28 protein-coding genes are annotated in these 23,270 nt (G+C 57.1%); 9 read left to right on the top strand and 19 right to left on the bottom strand.

Features of this window, described 5'->3' with window-relative positions:
* Positions 1-19 precede the first annotated feature (19 nt).
* Genes flgK through flgB form a run of 10 tightly spaced genes read right to left on the bottom strand, consistent with a single transcriptional unit; the run spans position 20 to position 7,822 of the window.
* Complete coding sequence (gene flgK / locus ABIE11_RS19555; RefSeq protein WP_102105602.1) at positions 20-1,390, bottom strand: flagellar hook-associated protein FlgK; 1,371 nt, start codon at positions 1,388-1,390, stop codon at positions 20-22.
* Between the two features lie 3 nt (positions 1,391-1,393).
* Positions 1,394-1,786 (bottom strand): rod-binding protein, encoded by a 393-nt coding sequence (locus ABIE11_RS19550; protein WP_129036130.1) that lies wholly within the window; start codon positions 1,784-1,786, stop codon positions 1,394-1,396.
* 9 nt (positions 1,787-1,795) lie between these two features.
* Positions 1,796-2,887, bottom strand: a complete 1,092-nt coding sequence (locus ABIE11_RS19545; RefSeq protein WP_181827182.1) for a flagellar basal body P-ring protein FlgI — start codon at positions 2,885-2,887, stop codon at positions 1,796-1,798.
* Between the two features lie 11 nt (positions 2,888-2,898).
* Positions 2,899-3,564, bottom strand: coding sequence for a flagellar basal body L-ring protein FlgH (flgH, locus tag ABIE11_RS19540; protein WP_100778017.1), 666 nt, complete (start codon positions 3,562-3,564; stop codon positions 2,899-2,901).
* A gap of 19 nt (positions 3,565-3,583) precedes the next feature.
* Positions 3,584-4,369, bottom strand: a complete 786-nt coding sequence (gene flgG, locus ABIE11_RS19535; RefSeq protein ID WP_100778018.1) for a flagellar basal-body rod protein FlgG — start codon at positions 4,367-4,369, stop codon at positions 3,584-3,586.
* A 30-nt stretch (positions 4,370-4,399) separates the two neighbouring features.
* On the bottom strand, positions 4,400-5,131 hold the full coding sequence (locus ABIE11_RS19530) for a flagellar basal body rod protein FlgF (RefSeq protein WP_100778019.1): 732 nt from the start codon (positions 5,129-5,131) through the stop codon (positions 4,400-4,402).
* Complete coding sequence (gene flgE, locus ABIE11_RS19525) at positions 5,131-6,318, bottom strand: flagellar hook protein FlgE (protein ID WP_100778020.1); 1,188 nt, start codon at positions 6,316-6,318, stop codon at positions 5,131-5,133. Before flgE ends, ABIE11_RS19530 begins: the two co-directional genes overlap by 1 nt.
* Positions 6,319-6,330: 12 nt before the next feature.
* Entirely contained in the window at positions 6,331-7,023 is a 693-nt protein-coding gene (gene flgD / locus ABIE11_RS19520) for a flagellar hook assembly protein FlgD (RefSeq protein ID WP_429185166.1), read from the bottom strand.
* Between the two features lie 3 nt (positions 7,024-7,026).
* Positions 7,027-7,452, bottom strand: coding sequence for a flagellar basal body rod protein FlgC (flgC, locus tag ABIE11_RS19515; protein WP_100778022.1), 426 nt, complete (start codon positions 7,450-7,452; stop codon positions 7,027-7,029).
* 19 nt (positions 7,453-7,471) lie between these two features.
* Positions 7,472-7,822, bottom strand: a complete 351-nt coding sequence (gene flgB, locus ABIE11_RS19510; RefSeq protein WP_100778023.1) for a flagellar basal body rod protein FlgB — start codon at positions 7,820-7,822, stop codon at positions 7,472-7,474.
* Positions 7,823-7,909: 87 nt separating this feature from the next.
* Between flgB and flgA the strand changes: the two genes are divergently transcribed.
* From flgA to ABIE11_RS19485, 5 genes are all read left to right on the top strand, one after another.
* The gene (gene flgA, locus ABIE11_RS19505; protein WP_429185164.1) at positions 7,910-8,695 is read left to right on the top strand and encodes a flagellar basal body P-ring formation chaperone FlgA; all 786 of its coding nucleotides are present in this window, start codon (positions 7,910-7,912) and stop codon (positions 8,693-8,695) included.
* Between the two features lie 128 nt (positions 8,696-8,823).
* On the top strand, positions 8,824-9,096 hold the full coding sequence (flgM, locus tag ABIE11_RS19500) for a flagellar biosynthesis anti-sigma factor FlgM (RefSeq protein WP_100778025.1): 273 nt from the start codon (positions 8,824-8,826) through the stop codon (positions 9,094-9,096).
* Positions 9,097-9,098: 2 nt separating this feature from the next.
* Complete coding sequence (locus ABIE11_RS19495) at positions 9,099-9,536, top strand: flagella synthesis protein FlgN (protein ID WP_312070058.1); 438 nt, start codon at positions 9,099-9,101, stop codon at positions 9,534-9,536.
* A gap of 1 nt (position 9,537) precedes the next feature.
* On the top strand, positions 9,538-10,671 hold the full coding sequence (locus ABIE11_RS19490) for a hypothetical protein (RefSeq protein WP_429185163.1): 1,134 nt from the start codon (positions 9,538-9,540) through the stop codon (positions 10,669-10,671).
* 2 nt (positions 10,672-10,673) lie between these two features.
* Positions 10,674-11,339 (top strand): glycosyltransferase family 25 protein, encoded by a 666-nt coding sequence (locus ABIE11_RS19485; protein WP_429185162.1) that lies wholly within the window; start codon positions 10,674-10,676, stop codon positions 11,337-11,339.
* A 162-nt stretch (positions 11,340-11,501) separates the two neighbouring features.
* Here the strand turns inward: ABIE11_RS19485 and ABIE11_RS19480 are convergent, their stop codons facing one another.
* Genes ABIE11_RS19480 through ABIE11_RS19440 form a run of 9 tightly spaced genes read right to left on the bottom strand, consistent with a single transcriptional unit; the run spans position 11,502 to position 20,480 of the window.
* Positions 11,502-12,440 carry a hypothetical protein gene (locus ABIE11_RS19480; protein ID WP_429185161.1) on the bottom strand — a complete coding sequence of 313 codons (939 nt, stop codon included), beginning with the start codon at positions 12,438-12,440 and terminating at the stop codon, positions 11,502-11,504.
* 34 nt (positions 12,441-12,474) lie between these two features.
* Positions 12,475-13,854 carry a glycosyltransferase family 2 protein gene (locus tag ABIE11_RS19475; protein ID WP_429185160.1) on the bottom strand — a complete coding sequence of 460 codons (1,380 nt, stop codon included), beginning with the start codon at positions 13,852-13,854 and terminating at the stop codon, positions 12,475-12,477.
* A 1-nt stretch (position 13,855) separates the two neighbouring features.
* A complete protein-coding gene (gene fliJ, locus ABIE11_RS19470; protein ID WP_100778031.1) occupies positions 13,856-14,299 on the bottom strand; it encodes a flagellar export protein FliJ in 444 nt (147 codons plus the stop codon).
* Positions 14,300-14,305: 6 nt separating this feature from the next.
* Entirely contained in the window at positions 14,306-15,625 is a 1,320-nt protein-coding gene (fliI, locus tag ABIE11_RS19465) for a flagellar protein export ATPase FliI (RefSeq protein ID WP_429185159.1), read from the bottom strand.
* Complete coding sequence (gene fliH, locus ABIE11_RS19460) at positions 15,618-16,364, bottom strand: flagellar assembly protein FliH (protein WP_129036123.1); 747 nt, start codon at positions 16,362-16,364, stop codon at positions 15,618-15,620. The genes fliI and fliH overlap by 8 nt, the downstream gene beginning before the upstream one ends.
* Positions 16,365-16,366: 2 nt before the next feature.
* Positions 16,367-17,401 carry a flagellar motor switch protein FliG gene (locus tag ABIE11_RS19455; protein ID WP_100778034.1) on the bottom strand — a complete coding sequence of 345 codons (1,035 nt, stop codon included), beginning with the start codon at positions 17,399-17,401 and terminating at the stop codon, positions 16,367-16,369.
* Positions 17,370-19,043, bottom strand: a complete 1,674-nt coding sequence (gene fliF, locus ABIE11_RS19450) for a flagellar basal-body MS-ring/collar protein FliF (RefSeq protein ID WP_429185158.1) — start codon at positions 19,041-19,043, stop codon at positions 17,370-17,372. The genes ABIE11_RS19455 and fliF overlap by 32 nt, the downstream gene beginning before the upstream one ends.
* 10 nt (positions 19,044-19,053) lie before the next feature.
* Positions 19,054-19,428, bottom strand: coding sequence for a flagellar hook-basal body complex protein FliE (gene fliE, locus ABIE11_RS19445; protein ID WP_100778036.1), 375 nt, complete (start codon positions 19,426-19,428; stop codon positions 19,054-19,056).
* 20 nt (positions 19,429-19,448) lie between these two features.
* Complete coding sequence (locus ABIE11_RS19440) at positions 19,449-20,480, bottom strand: sigma-54 interaction domain-containing protein (RefSeq protein ID WP_100778037.1); 1,032 nt, start codon at positions 20,478-20,480, stop codon at positions 19,449-19,451.
* Between the two features lie 486 nt (positions 20,481-20,966).
* Between ABIE11_RS19440 and ABIE11_RS19435 the strand changes: the two genes are divergently transcribed.
* Genes ABIE11_RS19435 through fliQ form a run of 4 tightly spaced genes read left to right on the top strand, consistent with a single transcriptional unit; the run spans position 20,967 to position 23,266 of the window.
* The gene (locus ABIE11_RS19435) at positions 20,967-21,848 is read left to right on the top strand and encodes a FliM/FliN family flagellar motor switch protein (RefSeq protein WP_123429873.1); all 882 of its coding nucleotides are present in this window, start codon (positions 20,967-20,969) and stop codon (positions 21,846-21,848) included.
* Positions 21,841-22,242: a FliM/FliN family flagellar motor switch protein gene (locus tag ABIE11_RS19430; RefSeq protein WP_100778039.1), complete on the top strand. Its 402-nt coding sequence runs from the start codon at positions 21,841-21,843 to the stop codon at positions 22,240-22,242. The genes ABIE11_RS19435 and ABIE11_RS19430 overlap by 8 nt, the downstream gene beginning before the upstream one ends.
* Positions 22,239-22,991 (top strand): flagellar type III secretion system pore protein FliP, encoded by a 753-nt coding sequence (gene fliP / locus ABIE11_RS19425; protein WP_100778040.1) that lies wholly within the window; start codon positions 22,239-22,241, stop codon positions 22,989-22,991. The genes ABIE11_RS19430 and fliP overlap by 4 nt, the downstream gene beginning before the upstream one ends.
* A gap of 2 nt (positions 22,992-22,993) precedes the next feature.
* The gene (fliQ, locus tag ABIE11_RS19420) at positions 22,994-23,266 is read left to right on the top strand and encodes a flagellar biosynthesis protein FliQ (RefSeq protein ID WP_100778041.1); all 273 of its coding nucleotides are present in this window, start codon (positions 22,994-22,996) and stop codon (positions 23,264-23,266) included.
* Positions 23,267-23,270 lie beyond the last annotated feature (4 nt).

Here is a 23,270-nt window from a genome sequence, read left to right as displayed (position 1 = left end):
ATTCGTTCCTTAACGCCGCTTAAAACATGCCTAACAGGTCAGTAAAAATCTGGTTGCCGGTGGCGATCACTTTGACGTTGGACTGATACGCCTGCATATAAACCTGCAGGTTTATCGCCTCTTCGTCCTGGTTGACGGCGCTGAGGTTGTTGCGCTGCAGCTGTGCCTGGTCAAACACCGCCTGCGCCGCTTCCAGCTCGCTTTGCGACTGTTTACTGGCAATACCGATGTTGGAGATGATCGCCGCCGCCCCTTCGTTCAGGCTCATGTTGCCCATCCCGCCGATATCGACCTTTTTATTTTTCAGATCGATCAGTGCCTCAAGGTTGTCGCCATTCCCCTGCTCGTCAGGCTTGCCGGAGAGCGCCAGTTCGTCGGGTTTCAAATCGTTGACCTGCAAAATGCCCGCCGGATTGGTGAGATCGAAACTGAACAGCGGTTTGCCCGGATTACCGTTTTTGTCAAAACCTTGCGCCAGCTGATCGTTAAACAGCGTGGCGACGGTTTCTGCCATCCCCTGGACCGAGGCCTGCATGTTCGCCAGTTCACCGGTTTCGTAATCGTACAGCGCGCCAAGCTGGCCGCCCGTCGACGGGTTTAACGAGAAATCGCTGCCGGAAAACGTCAGCGTTAAGACAGAGTTACCGTTGGCATCGGTGCTGGCGCTGAGCTGTCCGGCCACTTTGCCGCTCACCAGCGGCTGGCCGTTTTTCATCGATACGGAGTAGCTGCCGTTGCTGTCCTCCACCACTTTCACGTCGCTGTAGGTGCTGAGCTGTTTCACCAGCTCGTCACGCTGATCGCGCAGCACGTTGCTGTTGCCGCCCGTGGAGTCCATCTCCATGATTTTTTTGTTGTAGTCAGCGATCCCGGTGGTCAGGGTGTTCATCTGCTCGACAATGGTGTTGCGCTGATTACCGACCGAGGTTTTCTGGCTGTTGATGAAGTCGTTCATGTTGTTGAAACGGGTCGCCAGGGATTGCGCCTGGTTCAGTAACTGCTGGCGGTTGGCTTCACTTTCTGGCCCGGCAGTTAAGGCGCCGAGGGCCGAGAAGAAATCGTCCAGCCCGGTGCCGAGACTGGTAGAATCCGTGCCAATCACCTTTTCCAGCGAGCTGAGATATTGGTTGTTAATGCCGTAGTAGTTAGCTTTGCTGTTGCTCTGCCACACCTGGCCCGTCAGATATTGATCGGAAATCCGGCGGATGCTGTCCACCTGCACACCCGCCCCGGCGGACATACCGCCCGGCCCCATCGTCGTCACGGAGCTTTGGATAATGCCCTGACGGCTGTAGCCCGGCGTCAGCACGTTGGAGATGTTCATGGAGGTCACGCTCATCCCAAACTGCGCTGCCTGCAAGCCGCTAAAGGCAATGTTAATCATGTTCATGGATTACTCCTGCCCGCGACGTATTACCGGGACGACGGGGGGCGTTAATGTCTTCGGATGTTCCTGTAAAGCGACCATTCCCTGCGAATTCTTAAGCGGCGCGCTCTCCTGCGGGCCGAGCTGGGTGATGATCATCTGGGCGATGCCCGTGCTGCGCTGGGAAGCCAGCTGTGACGCCAGCTTGTCATCGTAAAAATCGCGCATCATGCGCTGCTGCTTGCTGTCGAACGGGTTGTTGTCCACCAGCGCTTCGGAGGCTTTTCGCATTTGCTGGAGCATCGAACGCAGGAAAATACCTTCGAACTGCTCCGCTGCCTGTTCCAGATTCTGCGGTTTTACCTGGCCGGTAAAATCGCCGGGCAGCACGCTGGTCTGGGGTTTGATCGCCTGTAGCATTGTCTCTCCTTAAATCACAACCAGTTCGGCATCCAGCGCGCCTGCTTCATGCAGGGCCTGCAGGATCGCCATGGTGTCGTCCGGCGACGCGCCGAGGCTGTTAATGGTATTCACGATGCTGCGCAGGCTGGTGCCTGCTGCAATGGTCACCATCTGGCCGCTACCGCGATTCACATCGACGTCGCTTTGCGGTGTGACCACCGTCTGACCCTGGCTGAACGCGCCCGGCTGGCTAACGTTCGACGATTCACGAATGGTGACGGTCAGGTTGCCGTGCGACACCGCCGCCGCGCGAACCACCACGCCATCGCCAATCACCACGGTGCCGGTGCGGGCGTTAAACACCACGCGCGGCGGCTGTTTACCGGCGTTGATCTGCACATCTTCCAGCATCGACATAAACGCCACGCGCTCGCCCGCCGGCAGCGGAGCGTTGACCACCACGTTAGTGGCGCTCTGCGCCGTCGCCGTGCCGGAGCCAAAGGCGCTGTTCAGCGCCACCGCCACGCTGTTGGCAGTTTTAAAACTCGGGCGCTTAAGGTTGAGAATCACCTGGTTGTTCTGCTGAAAATCGGACGGCACTTCGCGCTCGACGGACCCTCCGTTCGGCACGCGGCCCACGGTCGGGGTGTTGATGGTGACGCTCGACCCGCTGTTGCCTTCGGCTTTCACACCGCCGACCACCACGTTCCCTTGTGCCAGGGCGTAGACTTCACCGTCTGCTCCGCGCAGCTGCGTCAGCAGCAAGGTGCCGCCGCGCAGGCTTTTCGCGTCACCGATGGACGAGACGGTAATGTCGATACTCTGCCCGCGCGCGTAGCCCGGCGGCAGCGTGGCGCTGATCGCCACGGCTGCAACGTTTTTCACTTTTGGATCGATTTTGGTCGGCAGCTGAACACCAAACTGGCGCAGCATGTTGGTCACCGACTGGCTGGTGAACTTCACCTGATTTTTATCGCCCGTGCCGTCGAGGCCGACCACCAGGCTGTATCCCACCAGTTGGTTACCGCGCACGCCCTGAATATCGACCACATTTCCCAGTCGTTCTGCGGTTGCCGCCGTCGTCCACAGCAGCATCAGAAATAGCATCGCTTTACGCATGGCAGACTCCATTAAATCGGGAACAGCGGATGGTTAAAGAAGCGCGTCAGCCAGCCTGCGGAGTTGGAGTCGCTGAGCGCTCCGCGTCCGGCGTAGGAGATACGCGCGTTGGCGATCCGCTGGGAGGAGACTGAGTTGTCGCGTTCAACGTCTTCCGCGCGTACCAGCCCGGTCACACGCATGTATTCATCGCCCTGATTAAGGGTCAGCCATTTTTCACCGCGCACGGCGAGCACGCCGTTGGGCAGCACTTTGTAGACCGCCACGGTGATGGCTCCGCGCAGGCTGTTTTGCTGCTGGGAAGTGGCGTTGCCGTTGAAGTTGCGGCTGCCGTCGATGGAGCCGGAAAGCTTATCCACGGAGTGACCAAAGGCTTCCGGCACGCCAATCGAGACGTCATTTTTCTTGCCGAAGTTGGTCCGCGCCTGTTTGCTGGCCTGGGTGGATTCGTCCAGTTTGACGGTCAGGATGTCGCCCACGCGGTAAGCGCGGCGATCCTGCGTCAGGGACCAGTTGTAGTTGCCGTTATACAGCCCGCCGCCCTGCACTTTGGTGGTCGGCATGGAGAAATCTTCTGGCGGCGCGTAGGCCGCGTCGTCTTTTTGCACTAACAGCGCCGGGCTTTCACACCCGGCCAGCAGCAGTGCAATACATCCAATAACTAACTGCTTTTTCATTTCTTTTTCACTTCACGCGTTACATCGACTGCGTGACAAATTTGAGCATGTCATCCGCCGCCGAGACCATTTTGGCGTTCATCTCATAGGCGCGCTGAACGGTGATCATATCGACCATCTCCTCCACGACCTGCACATTGGAGCCTTCCAGCGAGCCTTGTTCGAGCTGCCCGAAAGCCTCTTCGCCCGCCACGCCTTCTACCGCTTCGCCGCTGGCTGCCGTTTCGCGATACAGGTTGCCGCCGAGGGCTTCCAGTCCGGCCGGATTGACGAAGTTCACCAGCGTGATCTGCCCAAGCTCGACCGGATCAGCTTCGCCCGCGACCGTGGCCGTGACGGTGCCGTCTTTGCCGATTTGCAGATCTTTAACGTTATCCGGCAGTTCAATCTGCGGCACCAGCGGCAGCCCCTGAGCGTTAGTCAGCAGGCCGTCCGGGTTTTTCTGGAAGTTACCGGAGCGGGTATAGGCGATATCGCCGTCGCTGGTTTCAACCTGGAAAAAGCCCTGTCCGGTGATGGCGACGTCCAGCGACTGTCCGGTGTTCTGGATATTGCCGGTGGTGAACTCTTTTTGGGTGCCGACAATTTTGACGCCGGTACCAAACTGAATGCCCGTCGGCGAGATGTTGTTCTGGTCTAGCTGACCGCCCGGCGTGCGCTGATTCTGATAGAACAGATCGGCGAACATCACGCGATCGCGCTTAAACCCGGTGGTGTTAACGTTCGCCAGGTTGTTGGAGATGGCGCTCATCTTCGCGTCTTGCGCGGCAAGACCGGTTTTACTGATCCATAAAGCGGGATTCATCGTTATTCCTTTTGGCTAAACGGGCAAAAATCAGGCGTTACGCAGCAGGCGATTGCCCGCCGTCGCCAGATCTTCTGCCGCCTTCATCATTTTGATTTGGGCTTCGAACTGACGGTTAAGCGCGATGCTGGAGACCATTTCGTTAATCGCCGAGACGTTAGAGGTTTCCAGATGCCCGGCAACCACCTCGACCTCTTCGGTACGCGGATTGACGTTGGCGTTGGTCACCAGGAAACCGGCGCTGTTTTTGCTCAGCTCGCTGGCGGCGATATCCACCAGCTTGATACGGTCGACATCCATCGGCGCGGCGATGTCGCCGTCATCCGCCACGATGGTGATGACCCCGTCGTCGGCGATGCTGACGGACGAAAACGGCGGCAGCACGATCGGGCCGTTGTCGCCGGAGACCGGCAGGCCGTCGATGGTCAGATCGCCCTCCGGGCCGACTTCAATCTGGCCGTTGCGGGTGTAGACCTCGCGGTTGCCGCTGACCAGCGCAATCAGGCCGCTGCCTTTGACGGCGACATCGAGATCGCGCCCCGTCTCACGCGTTGCCCCTGGCGTCAGATCGACGCCGCCCTGCTGCTGTTGCACCAGAAAACGGGAGGCGTAACCCTCCCCCTGAATTTGCTGCGACATCGCGCTGTCCAGATCGTGACGAAACCCCTGGGTGTTGACGTTCGCCAGGTTGTTCGCGTGGATCTGCTGCTGCGCGAGGCTGCGGGACGCTCCGCTCACGGCGGTATAAATTAAGTGGTCCATTACAGTGCCTGGAACAGCGCCGACATCATGTTGTCGTTGGTGCTGATCACTTTGGTGTTGGCCTGGTAGTTACGCTGCGCCGTCATCAGCCCGACCAGTTCGGCGGTGAGATCGACGTTGGAGCCTTCGAGAGTGTTGGAGCTGATCGACCCCAGCAGCCCGGTGCCCGGCGCGCCCGTCAGCGGCGTACCGGAGCTGGCGGTTTGCGACCAGGTGGTGCCATCCTGCGAAGAGAGACCGTTCGGATTGGAGAAGCTCGCCAGCACCAGCTGGCCCTGCAGCAGGCGCTCACCGTTGGAGAAGGTGGCGTAGACGCTGCCGTCTTTGTCGATCATTTGCCCGGTACGTTCCCCTGAGGCATAGCCGTTACCGGAGTTTTTGCTGACCGAGAAATCGGAGCCAAACTGAGTGGTGCCGCTGTAGCTCAGGGTCAGTTCGATGCCGTCTGCGCCCGGAATGCTGGCGTTGATGGTGACCGGGCCGGTCGGCGTCTGCAGCACGCCCTGCTCGGTGAAGGTCATTTTCTCGGTAGTGCCAAGATCCTGATCGTCCATGTAGTAGTGCACTTCCCACTCGTTGTCGGTGGTTTTAACGAAGTACTGCTTCATAGTGTGTTCGCGGCCCAGAGAGTCATACACCTGAGTGGCGTAAGTGTGGTTGTAGGATTTCTCGTCGGTCGGATCGAAATCGGGGTTTTCCGGCAGCTTTTCGTTGGCATTCAGGTTGGCGGTGAAGTCGAGAGTGCTGGTCGCTTTCGCCGGGATAGAGCCGCTGCTGATGGTCAGATTGCCGATGGTCCCGGTCTGTACCACGCCGTTGGCATCCACCGGATAGCCCTGCAGGTACATGCCGAGGTTGTTAACCAGATTACCGTTATTGTCGGTGGCCATATAGCCTGCGCGGGTGTAGGCGGTGGTGCCGGTGCTGTCGCGCATCATAAAGAAGCCGTCGCCATTAATGGCCAAATCGAGGCTGTTGGCAGAGGCAAAAATGGCTCCGCTTTTGGAAATACTCTGCGCTACGGCGGTCACGCCCACGCCCAGCGGCTGACCTTCGGCATACAGGGATGCGAACTCCGCGCGCCCGGATTTAAAGCCCACGGTGCCGGAGTTAGCGATGTTGTTGGAGATCGCGCCGAGCTGTTGGTTGATGGCATTCAGGCCAGAAACTGCAATATCAAAACTCATAATAATTCCTGATTAACTCGTTAATCCCTTCGGGTTTTTGTCGTTCGACTGGCCGAACTGAGTGATGTTGTGGTACGCCACTTCACCGATGCCGCTGATGTTGAGCATGGTCGCAGTGCCATCGAGCGGGATCCGCACGTTGTTCACCACACCGCCGACTTCAATCGGCACTTTGGCTGGCTCGTTGTCCGTCATGACGGTCATGGTGTATTTGCCCTCTTTCAGCCCCAGCTCTTGCGGGTTGAGGGCGAAGTCCACGGAACCGGCTTCCTGTTTGCCCAGCTCGATTTTGGTCTCGTTGCCGCTTTCGTCTTTGACGATCACCGTGACGGTATTGGCGGCGTGATCCAGCGTCAGGCGGCCTTCGATGTTGGTGCTGCCATCACTCTGGAGGGTATCGGTCTGAACCATCACCTTCTGCCCGACCAGATTGCCCGTCGACAGGGTTTGCAGGTTGTCCATCAGCACCGCGTTGTTGGCCATTAACTGTGACATGGTCTCCATCGACTGCACCTGAGTCAGCTGCGCCAGCTGGCCGACGTATTCCGTGCCATCGGTCGGGTTCAGCGGGTCCTGATTCTGGATTTGTGCCACCAGCAGCTGCATAAACAGGTTGTTCATCCCTGCCGCGCTGTTGTCATTGGCGGATACACCGCTGTCGTAAGGGGTAGTACCGGATTGAGTGGAAACGCCATTCACGCTCATCTATTACGCCTCGCCCAGACGCAGCAGGCTCTGCTGCATGCTTTTTACATTGTTAAGAACATCGACGTTGGTTTCGAAGTTGCGCGACGCAGACATCATGTCGGCCATCTCCTCCACCACGTTGATGTCCGGATACCAGACGTAGCCGTCCGGGTTCGCCATCGGGTGATGCGGTTCGTACCGCTGCACCGCGTTGCCGGATTCCACGACGTCCATCACCTGCACGCGGGCACCGGACAAGCCGTTGTTGTTCATCAGCTCGTCGTTCTGATACACCGCCGCGAACACCGGGCGGCGCGCTTTGTACACGCCCGCTTCTGCCGTCGCCGCGGTGTCGGCGTTGGCGAGGTTACTGGCGACGGTATTCAGGCGGACGGTCTGTGCCGTCATGGCCGAGCCTGACACTCGGTAGATATCGGTAAAAGCCATTTATCGTTACCTGATTCAATTACTTACCTTCAATGGCCTTTTTGAGACCAGTGAATTTCATATTCAAAAACGCCAGGCTCATCTGGTAGTCCTGAACGTTTTTGGCAAACTCTGTTTGTTCCACATCCAGCGCAACGGTGTTGCCGTCCGAGGAGGGCTGATAGGGCACGCGATACATCTGTTGCGCCGCCGAGCCGGGAAAGAAATCCCGCTGCGAACGTTGCATCTCCGCGGCAAAATCAATATCTTTAGCCTGGAAATTGGGTGTATCGACGTTAGCCAGGTTTGCTGAAAGCAGTTCCGCCCTGGAAAGTCGAAGTGCTACAGCTTGCGGATGAACGCCCAATGCCTTATCAAAACTAATACTCACAACTCACTCCTTCGTGATGGTGGACAGTGCCGATAGTCCGTGTTGCTGCAATCTTTAAAGCAACTATCGTGCCAGGTTCATAACATCATGATTAATAGCGTTTTATCACTGTTTTCACCGCTCAAAGGGAAGGGCTTTTTCCGCTCCTCATTGACCGCAGCCATACTGTGCTTTTCCGCAGCTTCCGCCGCCGCGCCGCCCCAGCCCACCAGCGCCCGTAAGCAGGTGCATTCCCGCGTCCAGCAGGCGGCCTCCGAAGCGATTCGTCAGGAAGCCCAGCGCAGCCGCTGGGAGGATTACCAGGCAAAGCTCAATCTGTTTATTCCCTCTGAAATCTCGCAGTACGCCCCCTGCGCCGCCCCGCTCACCGTCAGCATGCCGACGGGCGAACGCCTCGATCTGCGCAGGCTGCGTTTTGACGTACGTTGCGAAAGCGCGGGCGGCTGGGAAGTGGCGGTGACGGTCAAACCGGACATCTATCTCGCCGTATTGATGGCCAAAAACACCCTGGAGCGCGGGCACGTGCTCGGGCCGTCCGATATCACCCTGAAGAAGTTCAATATCAGCAATCTGCGCAGCGGTTACGTCACCCATCCGGATGATGTGGTTGGCCTGACGCTCAAGCGCCGCGTGCGGGAACTCCAGCCTTTAAGCATGAGCCAGCTCGATTCGCCGGTGATGGTTGAGCGCGGTCAGCGGGTGCTGATGATTGCCGATCAGGATGGCGTCGAGGCCCGCACCATGGGGATCGCCAGCAAAAAAGGGCGCAAAGGCGAGATGATCAAAGTGAAGAATGAGAGCAGCGAGCGGGAAGTGACCGCCATCGTCAGCGAGATGGGCGTAGTCAGAACCAGCCTGAGCGCGAAAAATTAAAAAACTTTACGCAGGGCTTAAGTTTCGCCCTGAGTGCGTCGCTTTACAGGGGTATGGAGATCGGAAACGTTTTTTCCGCCCGCTGAACAGCTGACGCAACCTGCACAAACAAGAAGATGGAGTAAGCGATGAAAGTGACATCCCCCCAGTACGCCATGACGAGCGCGATTAATCAGTCCAGTGCGACGGCACAGACTCGCACCGCAGGTGCTGAGGAGATGAAAGTCGCACGCACCACCGCGATTGATCCGGTTCTCGGTGATGCGCAGACACAGCTGGCAAGCCTGCCAGAAGTGGATATGGCGCGCGTCGCCAGTATGAAAGAGGCTATCGCCAGCGGGAAAATCAGCGTCGATCTCGATGCCCTGACCAGCGCGATAGAGCAATACTATCAGAGGTAAAAATGAGTAACGCCGCACAGAGCGTCAGAACGCTGATTCAGGGCATGGTCGACGATCGCAACCATTACAACCAGCTAAAGACCCTGCTGACGGATCAGCGTCAGTTCCTGATCGCGCGTAACGCGCAGGCACTGGAGACGCTGAACGCCAGCATTTTCACGGTGTATGAACAGCTTCTGGAAAACAGCAAACAGCGCTATCAGCTCCTGACCCGGCTCGGTATCCCCGCCGGTGCGCACGGCCTGCGCACGCTCTTCACCCGCCTACCCGCCGCCAATCAGTCGCAGCTCAACACTCTCTGGGATTCGCTGGAGCAGCTAGCCGCAGAATGTAAAACGCTGAACGACAGCAACGGCATGGTGCTGGCGATGCAGCAGGAGGTTCTGCAAAACCTGTTTAACGTAGGCGAGCCGGAGAACTGGCTTTATCGGCAGGTGTGAGATGATTGGTTTTTACATGGAAACCATCGAGAACGCGCAATTCTACTCGCGCGTGATAAACGCACTGCCCGCCGAGGAGCAGCAAGAGATCGTAGCCATTTCCCCCTGGGAGCCGATCTCGGCTTGGCTCAGTGAAAATCTCAGTAACGTTGCGCTTTGCCCTATTTCCGGGGAGATAAACCTCCCTTCTCCGGAGGCTTTTCAGCAACAAAAACCGGTGCTCTTTAGCCGCATCGACAGCGATATCCGTGGCTCACGCGAATTTTTGATTCAGAAACTGGAATATCAGCGCTGCTGGAATATTTATCTTTATATCCTGCTTCAGCTGATGAACAAGCCGGAGCTGAACAGCATGCGCAAGATGATCCTGTGTTCAGGCAACGGCCTCGCTGAACAGCCCGCCACGCTCTTTTGCCAGCAGCGCAATATCACGACACGCTACGTAGAACTGTCGAATTTCCCTAACAAAGTATTTATCGATCCGACTGGCTCCAATGCCCGGTCCGCGCTGGCCCTGAACCCGGGATGTCTGGATGCGCTGCCAGATGTAGCGGAAGATTTCCACACGCAGTGGATGGCAGAGTACGAAGCCGAAAAACGCCAGCCGCCGCTCCAGGCACGCAATAATCCGTGTGAAAAATTAATCAGTGAGATTTCCAAGGATCGCGTCCTGGGCAGACGGGCCGATTTTCTGTTTTTGCCACTTCAGGTCTCCTATGATACGCAGCTGTGGCTGAATGCCGATCTGCGTAACGAAGATGCAATCCGTCACGCCAGCCGGGCCGCGCGTCAGGAAAAACGCGATTTGGTCGTCAAAATTCATCCGGCGGAAACAGTGCCGTCTGAACTGGTGAATATTGCCAGACTCCAGCAGCGCTACGGCTTTAAAATCACCCAGGAAAATACCGTCGATCTGATCAAAGCCGCTGCAAGAGTCATCACCATCAACTCCACCGTGGGGCTTGAGGCGAAGCTCTATCGCAAGCCGGTAGAGGTGCTGGGACGGGCGTTTTATCAGCATTTCAGCCACGAGCAGCTCAAAAAATACCTCCATCGCTATCTGTTCACCGGCATCGAAGCCCGGGCAACCACAAGCATTCCAGTGGCGATCGCACGCGCATTTATCAGGCACTGACAATGAACGAACCAATTAACTGGGATGCCTTCTCCCGGATTGTCTATATCAATCTGGCCCACCGCCGCGACCGTAATGTTCGCATGAAACGTCAGCTTCGCGAGCTGAACGCGCCGAAAGAAAAAATCATCCGCTTCGAGGGGATCAAAGCCACGCTCGGTGCCATAGGGTGCGTGAAATCGCACATCGCCGTACTGGAGATGGCGATAGCGCAAGACTGGGACGATGTGTTGATTCTGGAAGATGACTTTGAGTTTTGCCGCGATGCGCAAAGCATCACCCGGCTCAATGCCTGGTTAACCAGACTGAGCACGCTTCGCTGGGATGTTGCCCTGCTGGCGGCGAATTATCAGCACGTTACGCCGCTTAAAAGCGTTGAGTATCTGCTGCGGGTGAACCGGGCCTGGTGCTCATGCGCGTACCGGGTGAACCGCCATTACTTTACGACACTGCTCGATAATTTTCGCCAGAGCCTGACCTTGCTGGAGCTTGAAAACCCACCGCCGCATGCGGTGCTGGATGTGAACTGGTGGCATCTAATGATGAAAGATTGCTGGCTGGGGCTTTATCCTTGCGCCGGTTTTCAGATCCAGGATAAAAGCGATATCGAACAGTCCATCGTCGATTATCGCCCCCTATTCTTTAAATCTTTGGACGCGATTTCGTAAGGGCGACGGTAACTCTGTCGTGATCAGCAGAGTCCTGACCCACACTAACCCTCTGTAGAGAAAGAGAAAAAAACATAGACATCAAAACTTTATTTCATGGTTTTGATGTCTATTTAAATTAAAAGGCTGAATGGCAAACGTTAATAGTGACGGCCTGGAACATCAAATCAACGACAGCCCACACAGCAACGTGTAATCCGCAGAATTCGCGCCCTTCCACACATTTCCGCTCTGCCAGTTAAACCACGCGCTAAACAGCACCACCACATCGTTGTGGGTGAGCTGAGCGTTGTCTTCGAGCCACATGGCGCACAGCATTTTCAGCTGGAACATCATGCGGGTCAGGGACATCAGCACATCACCGTAGTTGTCGGCGTCGGGACCTGGCAGACATTCGCCATACAGTTTATAGATCAGGGCGTTGCGTAGGATATGCGGCTGTTCGTTCAGCAGGGCGTTGCGCGCGGCACCGGCTTCCAGCTCGCGTAAGCGATCCTGCAGACGGGCAGGTTGCATCACCGCCAGCTCGCTGAGCTTCAGCATCATGCTCATTTTCTGCATTGCCGGCAGATTGAGGGTCAGACGCATCGCGCCCATCTGCTCCAGCGCTTCCACGCGATTCACCTCAATCGGCGGCAGAAGGCGCAGCTGTTCGTCGAGGATCCCGCGCTCCGCCAGCGCCGAAAGCTGCTCGCCCATCTCCAGCAGCTGGTGCGGCTCGCACTGATCGCTGTCGAGATAACGCTGCGCTTTACTGAGCAACACGCCGATGGCGTACAGGCTGCTCTCCAGCGTCAGCGCCGGATGGACCGCCAGGTTGATGCACTGCTGGTTCAGGGTTTCGTCCCAGGCGCTCAGCCCCTGCTCGCTCTGCGGCCGGGTCGTTGAGGTATGCAGAACAAAGGCCTGCGGGTTGAGCAGGATCTCGCGGGCCGCAGTCTCGCAGCCCGCGTCGAGGCTGTCGCGCTGCTGGTTTTTCAGCTTCACGTGAGTGACGGGCCAGTCGTCCGTACGCCCCTGACAGGCAGGGCATTCGCAGGGCCGTATCCGCTCGGCAAAGCGGACGACATATTCGGGTTGGTAGTGCTCAATCAGTTCCATAGGGTACTCCGGCCGCTGGAGTGGCGGCCCTTCTTCATTGAAAGTTTTTGCGAAAAAACCAGTGGGTGCAATCGATACGCTTCCCGCTTTCGCGGTCGGATATCTCGGGTAAAAAAGCAAAGCTCGGCTGCAGACCAAGCCAGCAGCGGGCCTGCATGAGCGCAGGCCAGCATTCATCAAGAGTGAGCTGTTGCGCGATGGCCTGGCGATAGCACGCCAGCAGCTCGGGGATGTATTCGCCATTGACGGCATACGCGCAGCCGCAGTCAGCACGCGCGATGCGGGCCACGCCCGGCAACGCCTTGAGAGGTGAAATACGCTGATAGCGCGCCCCCAGCATCACCACCTGCCAGTCGATATGAGCCAGGCGGGAAAGGAGCTGGTTTACCGTCTTTATCGACATCTCTTTGCGCACGTATTTCACCGACGCATCCACCAGCACCACGCTTTGCCACTGCTCGTGCATCGCCGTGTCCAGCACCTGGCAGTGGGATGTCAGCTCGTCCTGCCCGTCGTGGGCAAAAGGCACCAGCTGTTGCGCATCGAGTCCAAGAGCGACCAGCGCCTGACGCTGATGTTCAAGCTCATCGGGCTGGTCATACAGCACCGCCACCTTATCGAACGCCGACCACTGCACGGAGGTGCTGAGCGGGGCGTGGCTCAGGCGGCGATAGTGGTTCAGCAGATTGCGATCGGAGACGAAATCTTCCAGCGTCAGCGCCGTCGGCTGGCTGGAGCCGAGCACGAAATCTTTGTCGTAGGTGTTGGCACTGTGCGAAATGCACAGAATCGCCTCGCGGGGATCGATTTGCAGCACCGGCGCGGTGAAGTTGTTCAGAAACGCCTGCTCTTCCGCCAGCATCGCGGTGTCTTCATAGCGATGGTTTTTCAGGAAGTGGCGATGATAGGCAAAGGTGCCGTTCAGGGCGTGGTGGGCGCCAAACGAATGGGTGCGATAGATTTTATCGAGATGGCTGTACCAGATGTAAATAGTGTCGCTGCCGGAAAAGAGGGCATTGTTGCGCTGCATCTCGCCCACTTGCGCGCTGATTTTGTTCGGCGGGTAGTAGTCGTCATCGTCAAAGCAGACGATGTACTCCCCTTTGGCCAGCTCGTTGAGTTTGTTGCGTTTTTCACCGAGATCCAGCCGCTCCGGGCTGTGGATATAGCGCACATTGTCCACGCGCGCATCGACCATCATGGCGATCAGATCTTCGTTGCTCTGCGCGGAATCGTCGAGGATCACCAGCTCGCGTTTATCGGCCGGATAGTCCTGATACTGAAAGAGATAGAGCAGATAGGGCAGGAACGCCCGGCGCTCCCACGTCGGACAGATCACGCTGACAAACGGGAATTCGGTGATTTTTTTCTGCTGCTGGCGTTTGAGCAGCGACTGCATCAAATTAGTAGCCATCTTATCGCTGCCGCTGGGCCTGCTGTTGTCTTAACCAACACTGCGCGGAGACGGCGTCAGTGACTTTTTGCTCGCGGCGCTCCTGCGCCTGGCGCAGGTCCTGTCGACGGCCATCGAGTACCAGTTCGAGGCTCTTTTCCCGGCGCGATTCCGCCAGCAAATTCCCCTGCAATTTTTGCGCTTCGACTGTCGCGAGCGCCTGCTCCTGCCGCTGCCAGTCGATCACTCGCTGGATATTGCGTTTGTAGAACGACTGGTTGTGGAGCATGGTCGCGCTGCCCTGCATCTCCGGCGTGCTGTGGTTGACGAGGTTCGACAGGGCGTGGATGTTCTTCTCCAGGCGCTGGCACAGCTGCTGCTGGGTGGCGAGTTTGCTGCTGAGATCTTTTACCGCGCGGTTGCGCAGCACATGGAGTTGTTCGAGGGTCTGAATCAGTTTACTCATCGTCGATTATCCTGCTTTCGCCAGTACGTTGAGATCGGAGATGGTTTTGTCGAGCAGCGCCGCATCCTGCACTTCCTGCTGCAGGAACCGGGAGATTGCCGGGGCGAGATTGACCGCTTTATCGGCCATCGGATCGGCGCCCACCACGTATCCGCCCAGCGGGATGAGCGGCTTGATGCTCTGGTATTCGGCGTACAGCTGCTTGAGGGTGCGCGCCGAAAGCTGGTGTTCGCGCTCCGTCACCTGGCTCATACAGCGGCTGATGGATTGCCCGATGTCGATGGCCGGGTAGTGGCCCGCTTCCGCCAGATGGCGCGACAGGACGATGTGCCCGTCCAGCACCGCACGGGCGCAGTCGACTATCGGGTCCTGCTGGTCATCGCCTTCTGCCAGCACCGTGTAGATTGCGGTCATTGAGCCGTGGCTTTCGCTGTTGCCCGCGCTTTCAACCAGTCTCGGGATCAGGCCGAATGCCGATGGCGGATAGCCTTTCGTGGCGGGCGGTTCGCCCAACGAAAGGGCGATTTCACGCTGCGCCATGGCGTAGCGGGTTAAGGAGTCCACCAGCAACAGAACGTCTTTACCCTTGTCGCGGTAGTAGCTGGCGATGGTGTGGCACAGCTCCGTGGCTTTGATACGCATCAGCGGCGATTCGTCGGCTGGCGCGGCGACGATCACGGATTTGCGCCGCCCCTCTTCCCCCAGCGAATGTTCGATAAACTCTTTCACTTCGCGCCCGCGCTCGCCGATCAGCCCCACGACCACCACGTCGGCCTGGGTATAGCGGGTGATCATGCCGAGGAGCACGCTTTTGCCAACGCCGCTCCCCGCCATTAACCCCACTCGCTGGCCTTTGCCGATGGTCAACAGGCCGTTAATCGCCCGCACGCCCACGTCGAGCGGCGCGGCCACCGGTTGACGTCGCAGAGGATGCACCTGCGGGAGTTGCTGCGGCAGTACCGTGTCGCCGGAGAGTTTGCCTTTGTCGTCAATCGGCTCGCCGAGGCCGTTCACCACCCGCCCGAGCCACTGATCGCCAATCAGCACCCCCTGCTGTTTATCGGCGGGGTAAACGCGCGCGCCCGCCATCAGGCCGGAGGGCTGTTTAAAGGGCATCAAAAAGGTTACGTCGCGATCGAACCCGACCACCTGCGCCTCGATAAACTCCCCTTCGGCGCTTTCGACCTGGCACAGCTGGCCGACGGCGAGACGGCACCCGACGCACTCCAGCAAAATGCCCGCCACGCGCACCAGGCGCCCGGCCACGCGGGCGAGGTTGATGTTGTCGATGGAGCGCAAAACCTGCGCGAAATCGGTGCTACTCATCGCGGGATTCCGGCAGCAGCGTCTCTTTCAGCACGTCCATGCACTGGTCCAGTCGGTGCTGGCAGCCCACGTCCATTTCAGTGGTGTTGGTCACCACGCGGCATTCACCGGGGGCCAGATCGGGGTCCGCCATTAGCCCCCACTGGGCCACTTTTTCCGGCTCGGCTTCACTGATGCGGCGATGTTCTTCGCTGTTGAGCATGACGTTGATCTGCTCGGGTTGCTGGGGCAATGCGCTCAGCGCTTCCTCCACCAGCGTCAAAATCTGCGTAGGATGCAGGGTCAGTTCACAGCGGATCACCTGCCGGGTCACTTTCTCCACCAGCTGTAATAACTCCTCGCGGCGACGCTGTTCGTAGTTCGCCATGAAGGTTTCCATCGACTGAATGATCTCATCCAGCGGATGGGCCGCGTCGAGAAACTGCTGGCGCGCCTGGGTTTTCCCTTCGGATCGCCCTTTCCGCACGCCTTCGTCAAAACCGAGGCGCAGCCCCTCCTGATATCCCTCTTCTTTGCCCTCTTCCATACCCTGGGCAAATCCACGGTTCAGGCCGTCCTGAAATCCCTGCTGAAGCTGCTCCTGTATCGCCGCGCCGTCAGCCGCAGCGGGAATATCCTCCGCCACGCTGTGTGCCGGGCGGCGTTTACGCAGCGGCGGGAATTTGTACAGGCGCGGTTTGATCACCGCCTGTCGGGTCGGGGTCAGGGCGCTTAAGGGTAAGCTGTGCTTTTTAAACATGGTTACTCCATGGTCTGTTCGGCAAACAGCTGCACCTGAATCTCACCCTCTTCCGCCAGCTGACGGACGGTGGCCATGATCTCTTTACGCACATGATCGACGCGGCTCACAGGAACCGGACCCAGACGCGTAGTGGTGGATTGCAGCAGGGTAACCTGGCGTTTCGGCATGACGTTGAAAATGGTCTGGCGCAGTACCGGCTCGGTGCCTTTCAGGGCAACCGCCCACTCTTCGATGGAGATCTCCTCCATCAGACGTTGCAGCGTGGCTGGCGTCTGGCGACTCAGGATGAAGAACTCGTACATCTCCTCTTCCAGCTCCTCCACCACGCCCGCATCCCGTTCGCGCAGCTGATCGAGCAGTTGCTGCTGGTTGGACGGAATACGGTTGACGATATTGGCTGCATGTTTAATGCCGACCACTTTCGAGCCGTGCTCGGACAGCACCGCCACGCCGCGTTCGATCAGGCGATCCAGTTCGTCAATCACGTCGCGGTTGACGTCATCGAGGCGCGCGATACGCCAGACGATTTCGTCCTGACGCTCCTGCGACAGGGCGCTAAGCACGCTGGCGGCCACGTCCGGCGGCAGGAAAGCGAGGAATACCGCCTGTAACTGGAGGTGCTCCTGCTCGATCAGCGCCGCCAGTTGCGGCACGTCGACCCACTGCAGACGCGCCATGCGGTGGCGGATCTCGTCGCCGTAGATACCGTTGATCACGCTGCTGGCGATTTCGCCGCCCAGCGCTTTCTCCAGAATGCTGCGCAGATAACTGCGCGAGGCGCCGTTGATACCGCTTTGCTCGCGGTAGTCATCAAAAAAGTTGTTCATCGCATAGCGCGCGTGGTCCACCTTCACGCCGTGCAGCCGCGCCATGGTGTCGCTGAGTAAAATCACTTCATCACGGTTCATCTTCTGCATCAGCTTTGCGGCGGCTTCTTCGCCCACACTGAGCAACAGAATGGCGGCCTGCTCCAGGCGGCTGCGTCCACTTTTAACGCTACCTTTACTGCTCTTGTTTATTAGGTGTTCGCTCATTGCTGTTGATCCATTGTTTCAGTACTTCAGCCATACGTTCGGTTTCGTTTTCCGCCAGCATTTGCAGGTATTCCACCTTGGTTTCAAGGCCAGAACTGAGTGGCGGCAAGTCGGTATCCTGATTGAATGCCGGGCCTGGCAATCCGGTCAGGCCGTTTTCGGTGGTGACCAGCTCATTTTCCGGTGCGTCGTCCAGCCCTTTCGCTTCAATCGCATCGATGGCAGGCGTATCGCGGCGCGCCAGGCGCTGAGCCAGAGGGCGCACGCCAAACAGCAGGGTTAACAGCGCCAGCAGGCCGATACCGCCCATTTGTCCCCAGTATTGAATGGACGGGTCTTGCCACCACTTCAGCATCGGCAGGCCGTCGCCCGTGATATCAACAAAGGTCAGACGGTCGAGGGTCAGAGAGTCACCGCGATCTTTTTCGATGCCAGCGGCGTCCTCGACCAGCCGCGTCAGCGTGGCGAGCTGTTCCGGCGTCATCGAGGCGAGAGACGGTGCGGCCTGATTCAGGGCCACCGCCACGCGGAGTTTCTCCAGCTTGTAGCCGGGATGACGGATGTGGCGGATATCGCGATCGAAGGCAAACTTACGCTGCTCCTGGGTGCGGTTGGTGAGGGAGCGCGGATCGCTGGTCTGGGTTTGCGTGGTTTGCTGCTGCGCGTCAGGTGCCGTGGCGGCTGCCGGTGGCGTCACTGGACGGTTACTGAGCGAGCCAGGAATGCCCATCGCCAGCTCGTTGGTGGTGTTTTCGCGGGAGATATTCTCGTCGCTGACCAGCGGCTCTTTGCCCAGGCGCTCCTGGGTCTCTTCTACGCTACTCATGTCCACGGACGGCGTCACGCTGATGCGGTAGTTTTCGCTACCAAACAGCGGCGTCAGCAGCCCGGCGATATTACTGGTGGTTTCGTGTTTGATACGCTCAATCACATCGCGCCCCTGGCGGATGCTGGCCATATTGGTGGTGCCCTGCTGGCCGTTCTCCGACAGCAGATTGCCCGCCTGATCCACCACCCGCACGCTGTTTGCCTGCATGCCCGGCACGCTGCCGGCGACCAGCTGGACAATCGCGGCGACCTGCTGCTCATCCAGATGTTTGCCGTAGCGCAGTTGCAACATCACCGAGGCGCTGCTCTGCGGTTTGTTGGTCATCACAAAGGAGCTGGATTCGCTCAGGCCGAGATGCACGCGGGCGCTTTCCACCGGGTCGAGCGCCATAATGCTGCGCGCCAGTTCCCCTTCGAGGCTGCGTTTGTAGCGAACGTTCTGCACAAACTGGCTGCTGCCGAGCATCTCCTCTTTGTCCATCAGCTCGTAGCCTTCCGGCATCACCGCCGTAATCCCTTTCGCCGCCAGCGCCATGCGTGCACGCGGGAGCTTGTTTTCCGGGATCAGGATCTGGCCATTGTCGGGGTTTATGCGGTAGGCAATCGCCTCTGCGCCCAGAACTTCCACTACCTGCGCCACGGGAATATTTTCCTGGCTGCCGTACAGGGCCACATAGCCCTGATTGCTGCGCCACAGGGAGAAGACGATCGCCCCCACCAGCAGCAAGCCACCTGCGGTAATCAGCCACTGGGGTTTCAGCCGCCCGGCAGGCAAGGGTAAAGCGGAGAGTTTTTCTTTTAACTTATTCAGCACGGAGGAGACCTTAGAGCGGAGTATTCATCACTTCGTCGAGCGCAGTGGTGAGTTTGTTGCGAACCTGCATCATGGCGGAGAAGGCCACGCTCGCCTTCTGCGATTCGATCATCGCACCAGCCAGATCGTCGCTCTGTCCCATTTCAATCGCTTTTTGCTTTGCTCCGGCAGAGTGCTGGACCGCATCGACGTTATCGATCGCGTTATTCAGCACCTGGGAAAAGGAGAGATTGCCTGCGCCCGCCACGTCGGGAAACGACGCACCGGGGGCGATCATCTGCCCCTGATTCACTGCGCCAGACGCCGCCATCGCGGCCGTATTGTGCATTTTGTCCAGCATCGCCTGCTGGCTGGCGTGAAGACCGATAGCGGTAATTTTGTCCATTGGTTAAGTCCCTTATGCCGTTACGAGTAGCAACCGGCATCAATGCCTTCTTCACGCATTGACGCCAGTCGATAGCGCAGCGCGCGCGGGGTGATACCCAAAAAAGCCGCCGTTTTAGATTTGTTGCCGTTGTGACGTTTTAGCAGTTCGAGGATGTACTGGAACTCCGCCATACGGCCATGAAGCTTCACGTTGCTCATCGCGCTGGCCGCGCTCTGCTGCTCGCGGTAGGCAGGCATGACGTCGAGGTCGGGCATTTCGACGGTAGGAATCATCACCGGCAGGCCAAAATCCACCGCCGTGATCTCTTCGCCGTTGCTCAGAATCATGCCGCGCTGAATAACGTTCTCCAGCTCACGCACGTTGCCCGGCCATTCGTAAGCCAGCAGCGCGTGGCGCGCTTCGTCGCTCAGACGAATATTGCCTTTATGGAAGGCTTTATATTTAGCAATAAAACGCAGCGCTAAAGGAATAATGTCCTGACGGCGTTCACGCAGCGGGGTGATATGAATGGGCACGACGGAAATACGGTAAAAGAGATCCTGACGAAAACGCCCTTCGGCAATTTCCTGCTGTAAATCTTTATTGGTGGAGGCGACCAGGCGAATATCCAGAGGAATACGTTTATGGCTGCCGAGACGCTCGACTTCCTGCTCCTGTAAAACGCGCAATAATTTCGCCTGCAGGGCTAACGGCATATCACCGATTTCATCGAGCAATAAGGTTCCGCCATTCGCCTGTTCGAATTTACCGGCAACGCCTGTGACCGCTCCGGTAAAAGCACCTTTTTCGTAGCCGAATAAAATTGCCTCAAGCATGCTTTCCGGAATGGCCGCACAGTTCACGCCAACATAAGGCGCATCGGCACCTAATGCATTCTCATGAATATAGCGGGAGATACACTCTTTTCCTGTTCCGGTCTCGCCAGTAATAAGTACCGATACATTATATTTAGCCACGCGACGCGCTAATGAAAATACATTGACGCTTTCTGGTGCGCTGGCAACAAATCCATTTTCATTTTGGGCTTCATGTTCAATAACAATACTCATAACAACTCACCAACAATTTAATCAATTCATTAACCTGAAACTGCTGCACAGATATTCCGCCGCCTGGCGCGGATATTTATAAATGCATAAGTTCGATATGGGTTACGAAAGTCACCGGATACAGTGAAGCATCGGAATTCATGACTGAAGCGCAGTATATCGGTGCGGGGTGAGATGTCTTGTTTTTAATGGGTATTAAAATATTAATCTATAAATATCATAGAGTTACAAAAGTTATTAATCTTAATAAGCGCCTGTAAAATAAGGAATTAATAACCCGGACAATCTTGTGCCGATCGTCTAAAAAGAGTCTAATTCTTGTCCTTAATAAACTGTGTGCGTCTGGATTTATTTCTGGCAGGTTATCTCTCCTGAATAGATAAAGCGGCACCGTTTTAAGAAACTTAAATTATTTTAGAACCGATTAGCGTTTTTTGTTTTATCTCTGACGCTTTACGCTTATCACTCTTTTTATGCGGAAGAACTATGCAAGCAGCTCCTCAGCGAATCAGAATCTACCCACGTCAGGCGATTCCCGACATGGTGAAGCTCGATGTGAGCAAGCTCGGTCGCCCATGGCATAAATTACCCAAGTTAATGAATGACAGCTTCGATATCTTTGATTCTCGCCTGAGCATTTATTTTCTTAAAAAATTGCGGGTAAATGTCGCACTGGAATCGATGACGTTTGCGATTGACCAGACGCATAAAAACACCCAACTTTTTTCCACGCCGCTCGGTTCCATTGCGTTTAGCATCGAGCGTTCATTACTCCTGCACATTCTTCATGACTATTATGGTCTGGGGAAAGAGAGCGGAAATATTTCACCGGACATCAGCCAACCGGTAACCAAAACAGAAGATCGTCTGAAAACAAAAATCGGGCTGGATCTCACCCGTTTGCTGATTGATAAAGAGACCTTTGGCCAGGACCTCGAAATTAAAAGCGACAACACCACCATTATTAATCAGTGGGCGTGGTGCGTCACTTTTAGTCTCGAAGGGTATGAGCACGGCAGTTTTACGCTGTTATTTGATAATCAGCACGTCGATCACATGTTGATGAATTTACGCGACCCGCTGACGGACAGCCACGCTGGCCCTAAACCCACGCCGGACCGTTCGCAGATCGAACGTCTGTTTTACAGCCTGCCGCTAAAACTGAGCGGCAAAGTCGCCAGCCTGAATTTAACCGTCGCCCAACTGGCCAAAATCAAGCCGGGCGACATCATCCCTATGAGCATCAACGATCCCGTTCCTGTGTATATCGGGAAAGAGCAGATTTTTGACGCCAACATCGCCGAAGACCACAGCAAGTTATTCCTCTGTGGATTTAACGACAGAACCATCGAGAAGCCTTATGAGTGATCTGCAACAAGAATTGAGCCAGTCCCTGGATTTCAGCGATCTCAACCTCGGCGATATGCCGCGCGAAGAGACGGTTGAAGGCAATATCCGCCTGGATATTCAGGAACAACCTGAGACGGCGAGCGGCATCGACGACCTGCGCAAAATGGCGCTGTTCAGCCGCATTCCGGTCACCCTGACCCTGGAAGTGGCGTCGGTGGAGATTTCGCTGGCCGACCTGATGACCGTCAACCATGACTCAGTGATTGAGCTGGATAAAATGGCCGGTGAAGCGCTGGACATCAAAGTGAACGGCATTCTGTTCGGTAAAGCCGAAGCGGTGGTGTTGAACGATAAATACGGCCTGCGCATTCTGGAGTTCAACAGCAAAGAACTGGGTGAACTGACGCGATGAAACCGCTGCTTCGCGCCGTGGCGCCCGCGCTGCTGTTTGCCGGGCTGCTCTTCTCACCGCAGCTGTTTGCGGCGAACGGCGATATTACACTCTTTAGCTCGGCCACCACCGACGGCGGCCAGGATTACAACGTCAAAATTGAAATCCTGATCCTGATGACCCTGCTGGGGTTGCTGCCGGTGATGGTGCTGATGATGACCTGCTTTACGCGATTTATCATCGTGCTGGCGATTTTGCGCCAGGCGCTCGGGCTGCAGCAAAGCCCGCCGAACAAAATCCTCACCGGCATCGCGCTGGCCCTGACGCTGCTGGTGATGCGCCCGGTCTGGACGACGATTTACGATGAGGCCATCGTGCCGTTTCAGAATGATGAAATCACCATGAAACAGGCGTTTGGCAAAGCGGAGACGCCGCTGAAGAACTACATGCTGGCGCAAACCAGCAATAAAGCGATGGCGCAGATGATGGATATCGCCAAAGTGACGGGCGATCCGCGCGAGCAGGATCTGACGGTGGTCACCCCCGCGTACCTGCTGAGCGAGCTGAAAACCGCCTTCCAGATTGGCTTCATGATCTACATTCCGTTCCTGGTTATCGACCTGATTGTCGCCAGTATTCTGATGGCGATGGGGATGATGATGCTGTCGCCGCTGATTGTATCGCTGCCGTTCAAGCTGATGCTGTTTGTGCTCTGTGACGGCTGGACGCTGATTGTCGGCACCCTCACCTCCAGCGTGCAAGGGGTATAGCCATGGTCACGATGGATATTGCCGGTGACATCATGGCGAGCGGCATCAAGCTGGTGCTGATTATCTCGGCGGTGGCAATTGTGCCGAGCCTGATCGTCGGCCTGTGCGTCAGTATTTTTCAGGCGACCACGCAAATTAACGAACAGACCCTGAGCTTTCTGCCGCGTCTGCTGGTGACGCTGGCGGTGTTGATCATTGGCGGCAAATGGATGCTGACCCAGTTAGTCGACTTTACCGTCAATCTCTTTCACCAGGCGGCGGCGCTGGTGGGCTGACGGC

This window comes from Lelliottia sp. 489, assembly GCF_050435885.1.
Classification (GTDB): domain Bacteria; phylum Pseudomonadota; class Gammaproteobacteria; order Enterobacterales; family Enterobacteriaceae; genus Enterobacter; species Enterobacter nimipressuralis.
This window is presented reverse-complemented; position numbering and strand designations above follow the sequence as displayed.